The organism is Bacteroidota bacterium (assembly GCA_016183775.1).
Taxonomy (GTDB): domain Bacteria; phylum Bacteroidota; class Bacteroidia; order JABDFU01; family JABDFU01; genus JABDFU01.
The window spans coordinates 23,215-39,374 of sequence record JACPDY010000064.1; the positions used below are offsets into that span (position 1 = coordinate 23,215).

Annotated in this window: 15 protein-coding genes; 5 read left to right on the forward strand and 10 right to left on the reverse strand. The window is 39.6% G+C overall.

The window, feature by feature from the left end; translation table 11 throughout:
- Positions 1–2: 2 nt before the first annotated feature.
- The gene (locus HYU69_07835) at positions 3–485 is read left to right on the forward strand and encodes a gliding motility lipoprotein GldH (GenBank protein MBI2270253.1); all 483 of its coding nucleotides are present in this window, start codon (positions 3–5) and stop codon (positions 483–485) included.
- Between the two features lie 58 nt (positions 486–543).
- Here HYU69_07835 and HYU69_07840 read toward each other — a convergent pair whose 3' ends face one another.
- On the reverse strand, positions 544–3,078 hold the full coding sequence (locus HYU69_07840) for an SBBP repeat-containing protein (protein ID MBI2270254.1): 2,535 nt from the start codon (positions 3,076–3,078) through the stop codon (positions 544–546).
- Positions 3,079–3,258: 180 nt separating this feature from the next.
- Here HYU69_07840 and HYU69_07845 point away from each other — a divergent pair, with 180 nt between their 5' ends.
- Complete coding sequence (locus tag HYU69_07845) at positions 3,259–4,701, forward strand: hypothetical protein (GenBank protein ID MBI2270255.1); 1,443 nt, start codon at positions 3,259–3,261, stop codon at positions 4,699–4,701.
- 53 nt (positions 4,702–4,754) lie between these two features.
- Here HYU69_07845 and rlmN read toward each other — a convergent pair whose 3' ends face one another.
- Positions 4,755–5,843 (reverse strand): 23S rRNA (adenine(2503)-C(2))-methyltransferase RlmN, encoded by a 1,089-nt coding sequence (gene rlmN, locus HYU69_07850; protein ID MBI2270256.1) that lies wholly within the window; start codon positions 5,841–5,843, stop codon positions 4,755–4,757.
- On the opposite strand from rlmN, the gene HYU69_07855 reads away from it, so the two are divergent.
- Positions 5,829–6,833, forward strand: a complete 1,005-nt coding sequence (locus HYU69_07855) for an amidohydrolase family protein (protein ID MBI2270257.1) — start codon at positions 5,829–5,831, stop codon at positions 6,831–6,833. The two genes, rlmN and HYU69_07855, sit on opposite strands and share 15 nt — an antisense overlap.
- 45 nt (positions 6,834–6,878) lie before the next feature.
- Positions 6,879–7,193, forward strand: a complete 315-nt coding sequence (locus HYU69_07860) for an amidohydrolase family protein (protein ID MBI2270258.1) — start codon at positions 6,879–6,881, stop codon at positions 7,191–7,193.
- Positions 7,194–7,214: 21 nt separating this feature from the next.
- On the opposite strand, the gene HYU69_07865 is transcribed toward HYU69_07860, so the two are convergent.
- From HYU69_07865 to HYU69_07900, 8 genes are all read right to left on the reverse strand, one after another.
- Positions 7,215–7,916, reverse strand: a complete 702-nt coding sequence (locus HYU69_07865; protein MBI2270259.1) for a 2-C-methyl-D-erythritol 4-phosphate cytidylyltransferase — start codon at positions 7,914–7,916, stop codon at positions 7,215–7,217.
- A 110-nt stretch (positions 7,917–8,026) separates the two neighbouring features.
- Positions 8,027–9,076 (reverse strand): tRNA preQ1(34) S-adenosylmethionine ribosyltransferase-isomerase QueA, encoded by a 1,050-nt coding sequence (queA, locus tag HYU69_07870; protein MBI2270260.1) that lies wholly within the window; start codon positions 9,074–9,076, stop codon positions 8,027–8,029.
- Between the two features lie 158 nt (positions 9,077–9,234).
- On the reverse strand, positions 9,235–9,963 hold the full coding sequence (gene truB / locus HYU69_07875) for a tRNA pseudouridine(55) synthase TruB (GenBank protein ID MBI2270261.1): 729 nt from the start codon (positions 9,961–9,963) through the stop codon (positions 9,235–9,237).
- Positions 9,964–10,755 carry an undecaprenyl-diphosphate phosphatase gene (locus tag HYU69_07880; protein MBI2270262.1) on the reverse strand — a complete coding sequence of 264 codons (792 nt, stop codon included), beginning with the start codon at positions 10,753–10,755 and terminating at the stop codon, positions 9,964–9,966.
- Between the two features lie 75 nt (positions 10,756–10,830).
- The gene (locus HYU69_07885; GenBank protein ID MBI2270263.1) at positions 10,831–11,070 is read right to left on the reverse strand and encodes a DUF3098 domain-containing protein; all 240 of its coding nucleotides are present in this window, start codon (positions 11,068–11,070) and stop codon (positions 10,831–10,833) included.
- Positions 11,071–11,306: 236 nt separating this feature from the next.
- The gene (locus HYU69_07890) at positions 11,307–12,098 is read right to left on the reverse strand and encodes a cell division protein FtsX (protein MBI2270264.1); all 792 of its coding nucleotides are present in this window, start codon (positions 12,096–12,098) and stop codon (positions 11,307–11,309) included.
- Positions 12,099–12,302: 204 nt separating this feature from the next.
- Positions 12,303–12,749 (reverse strand): hypothetical protein, encoded by a 447-nt coding sequence (locus HYU69_07895; protein MBI2270265.1) that lies wholly within the window; start codon positions 12,747–12,749, stop codon positions 12,303–12,305.
- 1 nt (position 12,750) lies between these two features.
- Positions 12,751–13,224, reverse strand: coding sequence for a hypothetical protein (locus tag HYU69_07900; GenBank protein ID MBI2270266.1), 474 nt, complete (start codon positions 13,222–13,224; stop codon positions 12,751–12,753).
- Between the two features lie 200 nt (positions 13,225–13,424).
- On the opposite strand from HYU69_07900, the gene HYU69_07905 reads away from it, so the two are divergent.
- Positions 13,425–16,160: class I tRNA ligase family protein (locus HYU69_07905; GenBank protein MBI2270267.1), on the forward strand; the 2,736-nt coding region annotated here is incomplete at its 3' end.

The window sequence follows — 16,160 nt, forward strand, 5'->3', positions numbered from 1 at the left end:
AAATGAATGCCTTATCAAAATTCAGACCTGTTCTTTTCGTAAGCATTTGCTCTATCTTATTGCTTGCTTCCTGCGACCCTAACCGTGTATTTGACGAGAACAAAACACTGCCGGACAATGTTTGGGACCGCAAGAACAAGCTCGCTTTTAATGTAACTATTACTGATACTGTTTCGCCGCATAATGTATTTATTAATGTACGTAACGCGGATGGTTATCCTTATGGCAATTTGTTTTTGTTCATTCACAGTACTTTTCCCAACGGACAAAAATTCACCGATACACTTGAGTGTGTGCTGGCTGATGCAAACGGCAAATGGTTAGGTGATGGAATTGGCGATATTTATGATAATCAGATTCCTTTCAAGCATAATGTACGCTTCAAACTGGCCGGTAATTATACTTTTGAACTGGAACAGGGAATGCGCCTCGAAATGCTGCCGCTTATTATGGATGCAGGGATAAGGATCGAGAAGGCGAAGTAAAAAATAGTTGGCAAAAGGCAGTTGGCAGAAATTGCCCATTGCCAACTATCATTTTAATTTATCTTTCAATACAAACCCGCTGAACGAATCTTCCCTTATTTGTTGAAACTGCTAGGTAATAAATTCCCGGAAGCACGGCTCCTGTTTCGAGTGTTACAAAATTATCAGCAGCTACACCAGTAACCAAAATCTGTTGGCCTAAAGAATTTATCAGTTCTACTTTTGAAATGATGCCGGCAGAACGAATGATTAGTTTCTCTGTTGCCGGATTTGGATACACAACAAATTCATCTGCACCAATTGAATTATTTATTCCTGTCATAACCTGGTACACTTTAATTATCACCGAATCTTTCAATGCATTCAAAAACACAGGCGTTTCGTCCACTTTAATCGCCTTAACAGAAGTAATATCCAGCTGAAATTTTTTGGTAAACGTGGAAGCCAATTTAGGTACAATATCATCCTTCATAACAATATCTAATGTGCCTATCTGTCCGTACCCACTAATATTAGTATGGTTTGTACGTGTTACAGCAATATCTAACTGACCTTGTTTACCCCAAACTTTCTGTATGCTTAATAAATTACCGCCGCCGTTGGCCAACCAGGAAGTGGAGTACCGCATTTTGATTTTAGAAGTATCAATATCTTTTGAATTAAAATTGATCGTATACGCCAAACCATATATGGCAGCTATGGGATTTCCATTGTCGCCTAAATTTACCGGAAGACTTAGAGTCTGTCCGGGATATATGGTATCCATTGGGAATTGTACTTGCAAATCAGGTAATCCGGATTGGTAATCGGGGATGGCCGTTTTAAGGTTATGAGTCAATCCATAATTCTGAATTATGGCCGTTGTATCAGCACTATTGATAATTCCATTACCATTACAATCTACATTTTTATAGTCATTTCCATTGCTCAACATAGTTCCCCAATCACTTGTCTCTTGTCCTTTCCAGACAATACTTGCATTTGTCCTGGAAGCTCCTGTTGAACCATAACCAATACCTATTGCAAGCAGGTCGTTGTTATTGGCAACAAGATCTCTGTTGGCGTCGCCTGGCCATACTAAATCCGATGTGCCTGATAATCGGGCTGTAAAAACAAAAATTGTATCTCCAATTGGCTTCAATGTATCATTGCTAAATCTTGATTTACTTACACTTCCTGTTATATAAACATTATTTTTTGTATCAATTGCAATCCCTTTGGCCTGTTCATTATTCCCCATTTTTAACAATTCGGGAGACTTTTGCCAAAGAAAAATTCCGTTAGAGTCTACTTTAGCTGTAATAGGTCTTGCTCCGGGAAAACTAGTTCCAACCAAATAAATATTGTTTTTTGTATCAGTTGCAATGCCATAAGCCATCTCCTGATTAAGTCCCCCATAGTAGGTTGCCCATAACCGCATACCTGAAGCACTAAATTTTACATAAAAAGCATCGATAGATCCTCCATAAATTGTTTGGAATGCCCCCGAACTTACAGGAAAGTTTGTTGAATATGTGTAGCCGGTAATACATAAATTACCACTACCATCGACTGCTATGCTGGTGCTTTCTTCAGAATTAGTACCTCCGTAATATGTTGACCATTGCCGGATGCCATTTGAAGTAAATTTTGCAACAAATGCATCATTAAAACCACCGGCAAAAGCCGCCTGAAAACTACCTGCGGAAGCAAGGGTATTTGTTGAACTGGTAGATCCGGTAATAATTACGTTTCCTGATAAATCAGTAGCAACGTCATAGCCAATATCAAACCCATTTCCTCCGAAATAGGTAGCCCAAAGTCGAACACCTGTATTGTTAAACTTAGCTATAAAAGCATCTTCTGCTCCTCCTCCATTTGTCATTTGAAATCCACTAATCGTTGGGAAATTTGTTGAACTGGTACTACCAGTAATAATTACATCCCCAACAATATCTATAGCAATACCATTTCCCTCATCAGAACTAGATCCGCCATAATATGTTGACCAAAGCAAAGTGCCTGAATTATTATACTTTGCTATAAATGCATCCGAACTTCCAGACATTGTTGCTTGAAAATAATTACCCCCACCTGGATTTAACGTTGGGAAATTAGGAGAACCAGTAGAGCCTGTAATAAAAATATTACCACTTGCATCTGTTGCAATTGCCGGCTGCATATCATTGCCTGAGCCTCCCATTGATTTCGCCCAAAGCACATTTCCTAAGGAATCATATTTAACTATAAAAATATCCCTGCCACCCAAATTGGTTAATGTAGTGCTCCCAAAATTAATTGTAGGAGTATTAAAAAAATCACCTACAGAATATACATTCCCATTAGCATCTGTTGCAACAGAAGTTCCCAAACTTCGAGCATAGGTGACAGAACTATTTCCTTGCCTCGCCCAATCCCAATCTTTTGCATTCACATCAAAACCATTAAGGTTTATCAGTATTAGGGATAAAATGAAAGGAAGCGTTTTCATTAATTGCCATTTAGTTTTGGAATACACTATGTTATTCCCTTTGTAATTGTTGTTCATGGTTACAGGATTTGTTAAGTTAATTAATTCAGTTCGATTTTCTGTTGTTCGTTTTATATTATTCATGAGTTCCATTTTTATAATTTGTTTAGACATTCTTTCACGGTACAAAAATGATCAATCCAAATAGTACAAATGATAACATTTTAAGCTATATTTACCTACATATAATTACAGAATTATTATATAATAACTTGATTTTTAATAATTTAACATATCTAAAATATTACTTTTTTACCTATTAATATGCTTAATTCAAAGCTAATTGGCCTTATTAAACTTCTTTCTATAGACGAAATAGCTACCATTGAAAGGCTTATTCCTGCAATCGCCAACAGGGATAATCCGGAGTTGCTTCAATTGTTTAGAATAATTACGAAGGCGATCACCAATAATCAAAAAGAATTAACAAAAGAATATTTACATAAGCAGTTGTTTGGAAGCAAAAAATTCCGCGAACAAAAAATCAGCAACATGATGACTGAATTGTTGCATAATATAGAAGATTGCCTTGGTTTTATGCAACTGTTAAAGGATAAACAGCTGAAAAAAATATTTATACTAAAAGAGCTGCGCGAAAAAAACGCTGATAAACATTTTGAAAGTTTAGCACATGAATCTATCACACGTGTTAATGATGCAGGGCCAAAAACAGGCAAACAATTTTATTTTTCATATGCAAACTATATGGAGTTTGATATGTATTCCATACAAAAAGGAGATCGGAAAAAAGATGAAAGCCTTCAAATGGCTTCGGATAATTTAGAATTGTACTTTATCGCGGAAAAATTACGTCTTACTTGCGAAATGCTTAATCGCAAAAATATTATTGGCGCTGACTACGATATTGGCTTATCGCAAATACTTATTGAACTCCTTAAAACAGTTGGAAACAAATACCTACTGGAGCCGATCATCAATATTTACTACCGGATTTTTTTAACCATTATGGATGGAGATAACCCGGAGCATTACAAGGAATTATTTCGTTTATTAGAGAAAAACGGGCCACAGCTTTCGCGGGCCGATGCCCACCAGCTATATGAGTACGCTCAAAATTATTGCATTAAAAAGGTAAATACAGGTAATATAAATTACATCGCAGAAATATTTAATCTTTACCAACAACAACTCGACTCAGGAACACTGCTTGATGAAGGAAAATTATCTGAATTCGATTACAAAAATATTGTAGCTGTTGGATTGCGTCTGGGAAAATTTAACTGGACGCATGATTTTATTGAATATTACAAAAACTATATCGCATCCTCTCTAAAAGAAAACGCATACACCTATAATCTTGCTTCGTATTACTATCACGTACAAAACTATAAACCGGCGATACGACTATTGCAGGATGTAGAATTTACCGATGTCTTTTATCACCTTGGAGCAAAACTCTTATTGTTTAAAATGTATTATGAAACAGAACAAACGGAGCCATTCTATTCCCTCATCGATACATTTAAAATATACCTGTACAGAAATAAAGGAATATCATTGTATCAGCGCAAAAGCTATTTAAACCTATTGAGGTTCACAAAAAAAACATTTGATTTGAAAATAAATCCACCGGCTTCGAAAAAATTTACTGAACGAATAATTGCACTACAAAGGCAAATCGAAACCAATCAAAATATTGTAAGCCTTATGTGGTTGAATGAAAGGGTGGAAGAATTGAAGAACTAGTCAGCAATTGGGAGTTGGCAAACATCTACTTATGCCAACTGCAAATTGCCAACTTACTTTAACTTCCTCTGCAACAATCCCGGATCATTCTTATTTGCAAGCTGCCCGCAGGCGGCGTCAATATCTTTCCCCCTGCTCCTGCGCACATTTACAATAATTTTGTTTTTCTCCAGATGTGCTACGAATGCCTTGAGCCGCTGCTCTGTTGTTTGTTGAAATTCGCCTCCATCAATGGGGTTATACTCAATGATATTTATTTTACTGGGCACTCGCTTCCAGAAATCAACCAACTCCTGCGCATCACTGATCGAATCATTAAAATCTTTGAACACAATGTATTCGAAGGTTACACGCGTACCTGTTTTATCGTAAAAATAATTCAAGGCGTCCGCTAACGCATCTAAAGAGTTTTGCTCATTAATTGGCATCAGCTTATTCCGCTTTTCATCATTTGCCGCATGAAGTGATAAGGCCAGATTAAACTTCACATTATCATCCCCAAGCTTTTTTATCATTTTCGCTATTCCTGCGGTAGACACTGTGATTCGCTGCGGCGACATTCCTAATCCTGCAGGTGAAGTGATCTTCTCAACCGATTCCATCACCTCCTTATAATTGAGCAATGGCTCACCCATACCCATGTATACAATATTCGAAAGTGGTATATTATACTTTTCTTCAGCCTGCTTCTTAATCAATACAACCTGATCATAGATTTCCGCAGCATCCAGGTTTCGCAAACGCGATAAGCGGCCCGTTGCACAAAATTTACAGGTTAAACTGCAGCCAACTTGTGATGAAATACAAGCCGTCATACGTTCGCTTGTAGGTATCAAAACTCCTTCAACAATATTTCCATCATACAACCGAAATGCGTCCTTAATAGTCCTGTCGCTGCTCACCTGGAAATTATCGACCACAACGGCATTGATAATAAAGTGTTGATCAAGCAATCCACGGGTCTCTTTAGAGAGGCTTGTCATTTCATCGAATGAACGGGCTGATTTTTGCCAAAGCCATTCATATACTTGTTTTGCACGAAAAGGCTTTTCTCCTTTTTCAACAAAAAAAATTTTTAATTCTTCTAATGATAATGTTCGTATGTCTGCCTTTTTAACCAATGTATTATGGAATTTATACAAATTTACGAATTCATACCTGTTCGATTCGTAAATTCGTCATTTATTCGTCATTCGCAGATGTTACGCTATATAACAGCCGATTATGTTTTTCCGATTTCATCACCGCCAATAAAAAATGGAGTGGTAGTGGTTGAGGATAATGGCATTATTCAAGATGTTCTTCTTCCTTCCGAATCTCAAATCTCAAATCTCAAATCTCAAATCTACCAGGGAATAATTTGCCCGAGCTTTATAAACACACATTGTCATCTTGAATTATCCCATCTGAAAGGTGCTATACCTGAAAAAACGGGCATGGCCGGATTCATAAAAAATATTCTTGCCAAACGGCCAGGTTATACACGTACCCAGGTGATGGAAGCTATCATACATGCGGAACAGGAAATGGTCAACAACGGAATTGTCGCGGTTGGTGATATTTCGAATGATGAATCAACATTTGAACAGAAAAGTAAAAACTATTTAAAGTATCATACTTTTTTTGAAGTGTTTGATTTAAATCCCTCACATGCGCAAGATACATTTGAAGAAGCATTGAAGCTACAGGCCAAATTAAGGTCAATGTCTCCTTCCGCTCAATGCTCAATTGTCCCACATGCACCCTACTCGGTTTCCGTAGAGTTGTTTAAATTGATATGTGAGCATGCTTCAAAAAATAATTCCATCATAAGTTATCATAACCAGGAAAGCCTTGCGGAGAGTGATTTATTCATAAACAAAAGCGGTGCAATTGCGGAACTATTTGCCGGAATGAAAATTAACCCCGGCCTTATCCCTGAAACAGGACTTAACTCATTGCGTTCAATGCTCGCAAATTTTTCGCGCACCAATAAAACCCTGTTTGTTCACAATACCTATACAAGTAAGGATGATATTTTGTGGGCAAACAATTATTTTAATGGGGACGAGGGACAAGGGGAAAAAGAAAAACAGAACCCGGAACCTCGAACCCGGAACCTGGAACCTGAAACCCGGAACCCGGAACCCTGAACCCGGAACCCTTTTTGGTGCTTCTGCCCCAACGCGAATCTTTATATTGAAAATAAATTACCCGATTACCAGGCATTTGTTGATACAGGGGCGATCTGTACGATTGGAACCGACAGTCTTGCTTCCAATCATTCGCTTTCAGTGCTGGATGAATTAAAGGTGATAACAAAACATGCACCACAGATAGGACTGGAAACACTTTTGACCTGGGCTACATTGAACGGGGCTGCATTTCTTGGCTTCGATAAAGAACTTGGCAGTATTGAAAAGGGGAAAAAGCCCGGGTTGAATTTAATTTCAAATGTCGATTTGGGGAAGATTCAACTTACTGCTGAAAGCAAAATAAAAAAATTGGTTTAGTGCGCGAGAAGATTTGCGACTTTACTTAACAACCGCCACGGGTTTGATCTTCATGATCGTTTCAGCAAGAATCAGATCCTGTGGATTGGTGATCTTAATATTTTCAGGGGTACCATCGATCAGGTGAACTTGTTCTCCGCAGGATTCAACAATCGAAGCATCATCGGTAAATGTGGTTTTGTATTCCTTTTGGTACGCTTTTTTCAGTATCGCAGAACTAAAACATTGGGGTGTTTGAATTACACAATAACGTGAGCGATCAACAGCCATACTTTTACCTGATTCGATCTTCCGGATGGAATCGTTGAGTGGAATTGCAGGCACAGCATTACCATACATCTCCGCATGGCGATATACCGCCAGGATAGTTTTAGTGCTTACAAGAGGACGAACCGCATCATGTACAGCAATAAGTCCCGGTTCGGTAATATGCTGCAAAGCATTTTTTACAGAATCGTAACGGGTTTCCCCGCCTTCAACTATTTTTATAGGAGTATTGAATTTATATTCCTGGCAAAGCTGATTCCAATAGTCGATCTGAGCAGAGGGTAAGGCAACTATAATTTCGGGATCAAGACCGCATTCGCTGAACTTAGTGATAGTGTGCATTAACACCGGTCTTCCATCAAGTTTCATGAACTGTTTCGGAACCGCTGAATTCATTCGTGTTCCATGACCTCCGGCTACTATAATAACGTATTTTTTTATCGGGATCTCTGTCATTACAACATAAGCGCAGTATTCCTGCCTGATAGTAGACCGGAACCTATAACGAAAATATGAAATCTAAAGGTTCACCAATTCACAAATTTTGAACAATGTCCCCGTTAGTTTTACAGGATCAGCATGGCATCGCCATAGGTGAAGAACCTGTATTTCTCTTTGATCGCTTCTTTGTAAGCCTTCATCACCAAATCGTATCCCCCAAAAGCGCTAACCATCATTAAAAGAGTTGATTCAGGCAAGTGGAAGTTGGTGATCATGCAATTGGCTATGCTGAAATCATATGGAGGAAAGATAAATTTATTGGTCCAGCCGCTGTAAGGTTTCAGGTATCCCTCGGTTGACACGGAGGTTTCAATAGCGCGCATAGTAGTGGTTCCTACACAGCAAACTTTTTTCTTGCGGGCAATTCCTTTGTTGATAATATCAATAGCAGGTGCCAATATTTCTGCCTGTTCCGAATCCATTTTGTGTTTGGTCAGATCCTCCACCTCAACCGGACGAAAAGTACCCAGTCCGACGTGCAATGTAATGTTGGCGAAGTTTACACCTTTTAACTCAAGTTTCTTTAACAACTGTTTACTGAAGTGCAATCCTGCTGTAGGTGCCGCAACCGCGCCTTCTTTTTTAGCATAAACCGTTTGATAACGCTCAGCATCATCAGGAGTTGGAGCACGTTTGATATATTTCGGAAGTGGTGTCTGGCCAAGGGTTTCAAGAATTTTTTTAAATTCTTCATACGGCCCGTCAAACAAAAAACGAAGTGTACGGCCACGGGAGGTAGTGTTGTCTATTACTTCCGCAACCAACAGGTCGTTCTCGCCAAAATACAGTTTATTACCAATACGGATCTTACGGGCAGGATCAACCAAAACATCCCACAAACGGCTTTCACGGTTAAGTTCACGGAGCAGGAACACTTCTATTTTAGCCCCTGTTTTTTCTTTGTTGCCCCACATACGGGCCGGAAACACTTTGGTGTCGTTCAGGATCATTACATCACCTTCACCAAAATAACCAAGGATGTCTTTAAATACTTTATGCTGTATCTTGCCGGTTTTGCGGTCGATAACCATTAAACGCGCTTCATCACGATTCTTTGCGGGAGTGTCGGCAAGTAATTCTTTCGGTAAGTTGAATTTGAATTGAGAGAGTTTCATACTTCTGTTTTTTAATTTTTTATCCGCAGATGTCAGATAAAAAAACAAACAGAAACATTTGTTTTGGTATCATTTAATCTTACGGGATTAAACAATCGGTTTTAAAAAGGAGGGCAAATGTAATTCATTTGAAGGCCGATGTCAAGGAAAAACCCATTTCATTTAGAAAGCGGCTTGCTTAATTCAAGCTCCAACTGTTGTACTTCCTGTGCTTTGTCAATATGAAACGAACCAATTCGCGTGCGGCATAGGGCCGTAAGATGGGCGCCGCTGTTCAGTGCGAGGCCAAAATCACGGGCCAATGATCGTATATAAGTGCCTTTGCTGCACACTACCCTGAAATCAATGTAAGGCATATTTATGTTAGTTACATCAAATGTGGAGATAGTGATCGTTTTAGCTTGCATTTCGGGAGTTTTTCCCTGACGGGCCAGGTCATAAGCCCTGTTACCCTTCACTTTTACGGCTGAGAAAATAGGAGGAACCTGCTGAATTGTCCCTGTAAACTGTTTTACCGCTTCATAAATTGCCTCAGGGGTGATGTGGCCGGTTGGATAATGTTTATCAATTGCCTGCTCTAGGTCGAAACAAGGCGTAGTGGCACCTAAGCAAAAAGTTCCTGTGTATTCTTTTTCCTGTGCTTGAAATTCTTCAATACGTTTGGTGAACTTCCCCGTACATATAATTAAGAGTCCGGTTGCAAGTGGATCAAGCGTGCCGGCGTGGCCGACTTTAAGCTGTTGGTTACCGGTTATTGGCTGTTGAGATTTTAATTGTTTTCTTATCAGCCACTTTAGCTTATTCACTACATCAAATGAGGTCCACTTGTATGGTTTGTTGATGAGAAGAACCTGTCCGTCAAGATAAGATTGAAATGATAGACTCATTTAGTTTGTAAGCTGCAAGCCGGTATAGAGTGCGTAAGTAAGAAACAAAACACCAAGAGCTATGCGGTAATAACCAAAGTGTTTAAAGCCATAACGGGTTAAAAAAGCAATGAAAGCCTTTACTGCTATAATAGCCACAATAAATGCAACAGCCGAACCAACAAGCAAAACTGTTATATCATCGCTGTGTATATTGTCTTTCGATTTAATAAGGTCAAGTCCTGTTGCCGCAAACATAGTTGGAATGGCCAGTAAGAACGAAAATTCGGCGGCCTGTTTACGGTCGAAACCCGCAAAAATTCCACCAAAAATTGTGGCAGCCGCACGTGAAACTCCCGGTATCATTGATAAGCACTGAAATAATCCGATTTTAAATGCGCTTGTCAATGATATGTCCTCAATTGCAACATACTGTGACTTTTTATTTTCAGTCCATTTATCCAACACGATAAGGATCACTCCGCCAACAATAAGCGAAACACTTACCGTTACCGGATTGAACAAAAGCGCTTTAATAATTTTGTACGCGAAAAATCCAACAACACCTGTCGGAACAAAGGCAACACCAAGCTTAACATAAATATCCGTACTCACCAAAAATCGTTTGTAATACAGTGCCAACACCGCCAGAATGGCTCCCAGCTGAATAACGATTTCGTAAGTTTTTGCAAATTCCGTGTCCGAAAGTTTCATTACCGATGAAGCCAGGATCATGTGACCCGTTGATGAAACAGGAAGGAATTCGGTTATTCCTTCAATGATAGCGAGGAGGATGGCCTGGAGAATGTTCATGGTTTGTTAGTTGTTCGTTGTCAGTTGTTTGTTATCAGCTATGGGTACTTTCAACCGACAACTAACAACTTCTAACTAATCTTCCTTAACCTTTTTCATGATCGCGAACATTACTGTTGCGAAACCGGTGAGTACAATAATCGGAGCAAGTGTGATCCTGCGGAAGCTGAATATTTCGGGGTTAAATACTTTAGGGTCGTCTGAACCACCGCCGGCCATCAGTAAAAAGCCAACGACCAAAAGAGCAATTCCTGCCAACATGATCTGGTAATTTAGTTTTCCGAACGCGAATCCTTCTTTTTTTCCTTTGGCCATGGGTTGGATGTTTTAAGGCTATAAATTTAGCTAAATAGTTTTATCTCACTAATAATACGAATCTGGAGTTGTTTTATTTCACAGAGCCAAAAGGAGAAGACACAGAGAACCACAGAGTTTAATAAATATGTTTTTTGATTTAGTTCCTTTTTAGTCTTTTTTTGCTCTGTGACGCTCTGTGTCTTCTCCTTTTGGCTCTGTGTAATTATCTCCAACGCTTTTAAACCACTGATTATTTAGTAATACAATTCGTCCGCTCTTATCCTTAAATACTTTCTTACGGCCAAAGCAGTGCTTATGGCACCGATCAGGATCCCCAATAACACAACCATTCCGAACAAGGATCCAAGCATTTCCACATCCTGCACTACAACTAACTCGGGCAGCTGGCGCTGGGCAAAGTATAAAATACCCATGAGCATCAGTATAGCTATAACGGCTCCATAAATGCCCTGGCGAACACCCTTTAATATAAAGGGCAAACGAATAAAGCCTTGTGTAGCGCCCACCAATTGCATTGTTTTAATAATAAACCGTTTCGAGTATATAGAGAGTCGTATTGTATTATTGATCAGAGCCAATGCAATTATCATTAGTATGCCGCTAAAAGCAAGGATAACAAGCGCGGCCTTTTTCATGTTTTCATTCATAGAGCTAAGCAAAGCTTTGGGGTAAAGCACTTCCTTAATTATTTTATTTTCCATGAGCCGCTGTTCTATCCATAACAGGCTATCGGGAGTGGCATAATCGGCTTTCAGACGCACATCAATAGAAGCTTTTAAAGGATTGTACCCTATAAATGAAACAAAGTCTTCGCCCAGATCCTGTTGCAGGGTTTTTGCAGCCTCTTCTTTCGAAATAAACTGGGTTGATTTTACAAATGCCGAAGCATCGAGCATTTTTTGGAGCTTATCAATATCCGCGTCTTTGGCTGCATCACCCATTATAAGCTGAAACCCGATGGTTTCTTTAAAGTGGTCGGCAATTTTTTTGGTGTTAAGTATAATGAGCCCGACCAGCCCCAACATAAACAATACAAGCGACAAACTTACGATAGTGGTAACCGATGAAGATTGCAAACGAAGCCTGGAATATTTGTCAGCTGACACGTGTTATCGAATTAGAAGGACTAAATTAACGAATTAGTGCCCTTTAGAATACAATGGTTTAAATGATTATCAAAAGGGGGGTGTGGAAAACCTGTCTTGTTTTATTAGACAATACCATATCGCCTAATCATTACACATTTCGCAGCGCTTGTTTTTATAGGTCTTCGTCTTCCTGAGTACAAGCAACCCATTCGAAAATGATGCTATTTTATATACCAGATCATACGAATAAGTTCCTTCTGCAAAATAGCCTCCCGTTACTTTCAGGCGTATAAATTGCTTTTTATAAAACCAGGTTCCTTTTTTTATATAGGGGGATCCATTACCGCAGAAAGCCTTTCCGGCAGAATGATTTGCGATCTTTATAGTGCCATTCTTTAAAAACTCATAGCCACTATATGATCGGGATGAGTCTTTCGCCTCATAGGCTTTGAGCTTTACAATATCAGCTGGAAAAGCGCCGCTGTCAATAACCCACACACCGTACAACGATGCGGAAGTGATTGCTGCTTGAGCGATTGCGCGAAAACAGAACAATGAAAATACTACGAAAAAGAGTTTATGCCGCACGTCAGAGGGTGGTGATTTTAGTGTCGATCAGCTTCAATATTAATTCTGTCTGGGTAAGCTTAATTACCTTGTATTTATAATTTGTTGCCGTGCTTGATGACATTCCGAACTTTGATGATTTTACATACCACAATAACTCGCTTCCTTTAAGCTCCCATTTCGATTCTTCAATAAAGGCATCATCTTTATCCGAAAATCCCAGTCCGGCACTCTTCACTGTTTTATTCGAGTGATGTGTTGACGTGAATATGGTTCCGTTTGCCCTGAATACATGCAAACGATAGGTGCTTTCGGGAATTTCTTTGCCGCCGTATGCTTCAAACCGTGCTTCATTCGGGTTAGCCGAAGACAGCTCTTTCCATGTTTTTTGTATCATGGATGAAAAACTCTTTTCCTGGCTCATGAGTAAAAAACAATTGCTCATGGCAAGTACCAGAAGTAATGTTACTCTTTTGCGGATGCATTGAATGTTCATTTTAAAAATTGTTTACACTAAATTAGCTGTTTTATATCGTCATTTGTACGAAAATTTTGCGGAGCAGCTAAAAACATAAATATCCCTGCTAAAATTCATAAATTCGTTTGCCCAAATTGAATTCCGCCTAAAGCGGGACTCAGTGGGCTCGTCCCGAGTACTCGGGATGTGATTGCATTCGGGACAAAATTACAGGTTATATGGAGTATAATTTCAGAGAAATAGAAAAGAAGTGGCAGGATAAGTGGGCCAAAGACAAAACATTTAAAACCGAAGAGAATCCGGCAAAGCCCAAGTATTATGTGCTTGATATGTTCCCCTACCCTTCCGGTGCCGGGCTGCATGTAGGTCACCCGCTGGGCTATATCGCGTCCGATATCTTGGCACGTTACAAACGCCTCAAAGGGTTTAATGTATTGCACCCAATGGGTTACGATTCATTCGGACTGCCGGCCGAACAATACGCCATACAAACCGGTCAACACCCCGCAATTACAACTGAACAAAATATTAAGCGTTACCGCGAACAACTGGATAAAATTGGCTTTTCTTTCGACTGGGACCGGGAAGTACGTACCTCCGACCCGGCATATTATAAATGGACGCAATGGATCTTCATACAGCTTTTTCATTCCTGGTATAATCCAAGAACCAACAAAGCGGAGAAGATTGATACACTGATTAAAATTTTTGAAACAGAAGGTTCACAAAAAATCACCTTCGATTCATTATCATTTGTTAATCCGGCCTTTGATGCCTTCAATTCTCCTGATTGGGCTTCTTATGATGAAAAGAAACGAAGTGATATTTTAATGAATTTCCGTATCGCCTACCTCGGCGAAGCATCCGTAAACTGGTGTCCTGCACTTGGCACTGTATTGGCCAATGATGAAGTAAAAGATGGCGTAAGTGAACGCGGAGGGTATCCGGTGGAACGCAAACTAATGAAACAATGGAGCATGCGCATTACAGCGTATGCCCAACGCCTGCTAGACGGCCTGGATAAAATTGACTGGAGTGAAAGTTTGCGGGAGTCGCAAAGGAATTGGATAGGGAGGTCGGAAGGATCTGGTTTAAAATTTCGCCTCACCTCTAACTCCTCTCCAAAGGAGAGGAGGACTGATTCAGGATCTCCCGGGTATCATACGGCTAAAAAACAATTATGGGCCGCATTAAAAGACCGTTCGCGTGAAAACAGAAAAGAGCCAACTGAAGCAGAAGCTATATTATGGGAACGAGTACGCAACAATGGACTTGGGTTTAAATTTAGGAGACAACACGCTATTGAACAATATATAGCAGATTTTGTTTGCCTTGAGAAAAAGTTAATACTTGAAATTGATGGTAAGATTCATGAATACCAACAGGATCAGGATGCAATACGAACGTTTGTATTGGAAGACGTTGGATATAAAGTAATTCGTTTCACAAATGATGAAGTCATTAACAAAACAGATTTTGTTTGTGGCGAAATTAAAAAAGTCCTCTCCTTTGGAGAGGATTTAGGTGAGGCCTTTATTGAAGTTTTTACGACAAGGCCCGATACAATCTTCGGGGTAAGTTTCATTACCCTCGCGCCTGAACACGAGTTGGTTGATAAAATAACCACTCCTGATCGCAAAAAAGCAGTTGATGAATATATCACATTCGCCAAAAACCGCAGTGAGCGCGAACGCATGGCAGACGTGAAAAAAATTACAGGGGAATTTACAGGAGCTTATGTTGAACATCCTTTTACCGGAAAACCTATCCCTGTATGGATTGGTGATTATGTATTGGCCGGTTACGGTACAGGCGCTGTTATGGCCGTTCCCGGGCATGACTCACGCGATTACGCTTTCGCGAAACATTTTAATCTACCGATCATTGAAGTGGTTGAAGCGCCGGACTCCTTCTCCTTTGGAGAAGGCCGGGATGAGGCCTATGACGCAAAAGAAGGCAAACTTATCAACTCCGATTTTTTGAACGGACTTGATGTAAAAGATGCTGTTAAACGTGCCATACAGGAAATTGAAACACTTGGATTAGGCAAAGGAAAAATAAATTACCGCCTGCGGGATGCCGTGTTTGGCCGTCAGCGCTATTGGGGAGAACCTATACCTGTTTATTACAAAGATGGCATTGCAAACACCTTGCCTGAAAATGAATTGCCATTGGTATTGCCCGAAGTAGATAAATTTTTACCCACCGAAAGCGGCGAGCCCCCACTTGCCCGCGCCAAAAACTGGAAATACCAGGGAAAATATGATTACGAGCATACCACCATGCCCGGATGGGCCGGCAGCAGCTGGTATTACCTGCGCTACATGGATGCGCGAAACGAAAAAGAATTTGTAAGCAAACAAGCCTCTGATTACTGGAAAAATATTGACCTATACTTAGGCGGCAGCGAACATGCCACGGGTCATTTACTTTATGTACGTTTCTGGACCATGTTTTTGAAAGATATGGGATACATTAATATTGATGAACCGGCGAAAAAGTTGATCAACCAGGGGATGATACAGGGGAGAAGTAATTTAGTATATCAATATAGATATGAGGAAATAACCGGCAAACCATTAATCCCAATCTTTGTATCTCATGAAATTGCGACCCAACCTATAATTAAGGATGAAAAAATAATCGATCGCATTGATGTTATTCGTGTTTCTCAGTCCTTTCCTTCTTTTAAAGAAAAAGTGTATCATTTTAACGAAGCTAATTTTATTAAAATTAATGTTGATGTAAACATTGTAGAAAATGATATTCTTGATAAAGAAAAATTTAGAAAATGGAGAGAAGAATATAAAGATGCCGAATTTATTGACAATGAAGGACAGTATCTATGTGGTGTTGAAGTTGAAAAAATGTCCAAATCGAAATACAATGTTGTAAGCCCTGATAGTATTTGTGTACAATACGGAGCCGATTGTTTGCGCCTTTACGAAATGTTC

Coding starts and splice junctions, on each gene's coding strand:
- HYU69_07835 (MBI2270253.1), top strand. CDS start 3: ATGAATGCCTTATCAAAATTCAGACCTGTTCTTTTCGTAAGCATTTGC.
- HYU69_07840 (MBI2270254.1), bottom strand. CDS start 3,078: ATGAATAATATAAAACGAACAACAGAAAATCGAACTGAATTAATTAAC.
- HYU69_07845 (MBI2270255.1), top strand. CDS start 3,259: ATGCTTAATTCAAAGCTAATTGGCCTTATTAAACTTCTTTCTATAGAC.
- HYU69_07855 (MBI2270257.1), top strand. CDS start 5,829: ATGGAATTTATACAAATTTACGAATTCATACCTGTTCGATTCGTAAAT.
- HYU69_07865 (MBI2270259.1), bottom strand. CDS start 7,916: ATGACAGAGATCCCGATAAAAAAATACGTTATTATAGTAGCCGGAGGT.
- queA (MBI2270260.1), bottom strand. CDS start 9,076: ATGAAACTCTCTCAATTCAAATTCAACTTACCGAAAGAATTACTTGCC.
- truB (MBI2270261.1), bottom strand. CDS start 9,963: ATGAGTCTATCATTTCAATCTTATCTTGACGGACAGGTTCTTCTCATC.
- HYU69_07880 (MBI2270262.1), bottom strand. CDS start 10,755: ATGAACATTCTCCAGGCCATCCTCCTCGCTATCATTGAAGGAATAACC.
- HYU69_07885 (MBI2270263.1), bottom strand. CDS start 11,070: ATGGCCAAAGGAAAAAAAGAAGGATTCGCGTTCGGAAAACTAAATTAC.
- HYU69_07890 (MBI2270264.1), bottom strand. CDS start 12,098: ATGTTGGGGCTGGTCGGGCTCATTATACTTAACACCAAAAAAATTGCC.
- HYU69_07900 (MBI2270266.1), bottom strand. CDS start 13,224: ATGAACATTCAATGCATCCGCAAAAGAGTAACATTACTTCTGGTACTT.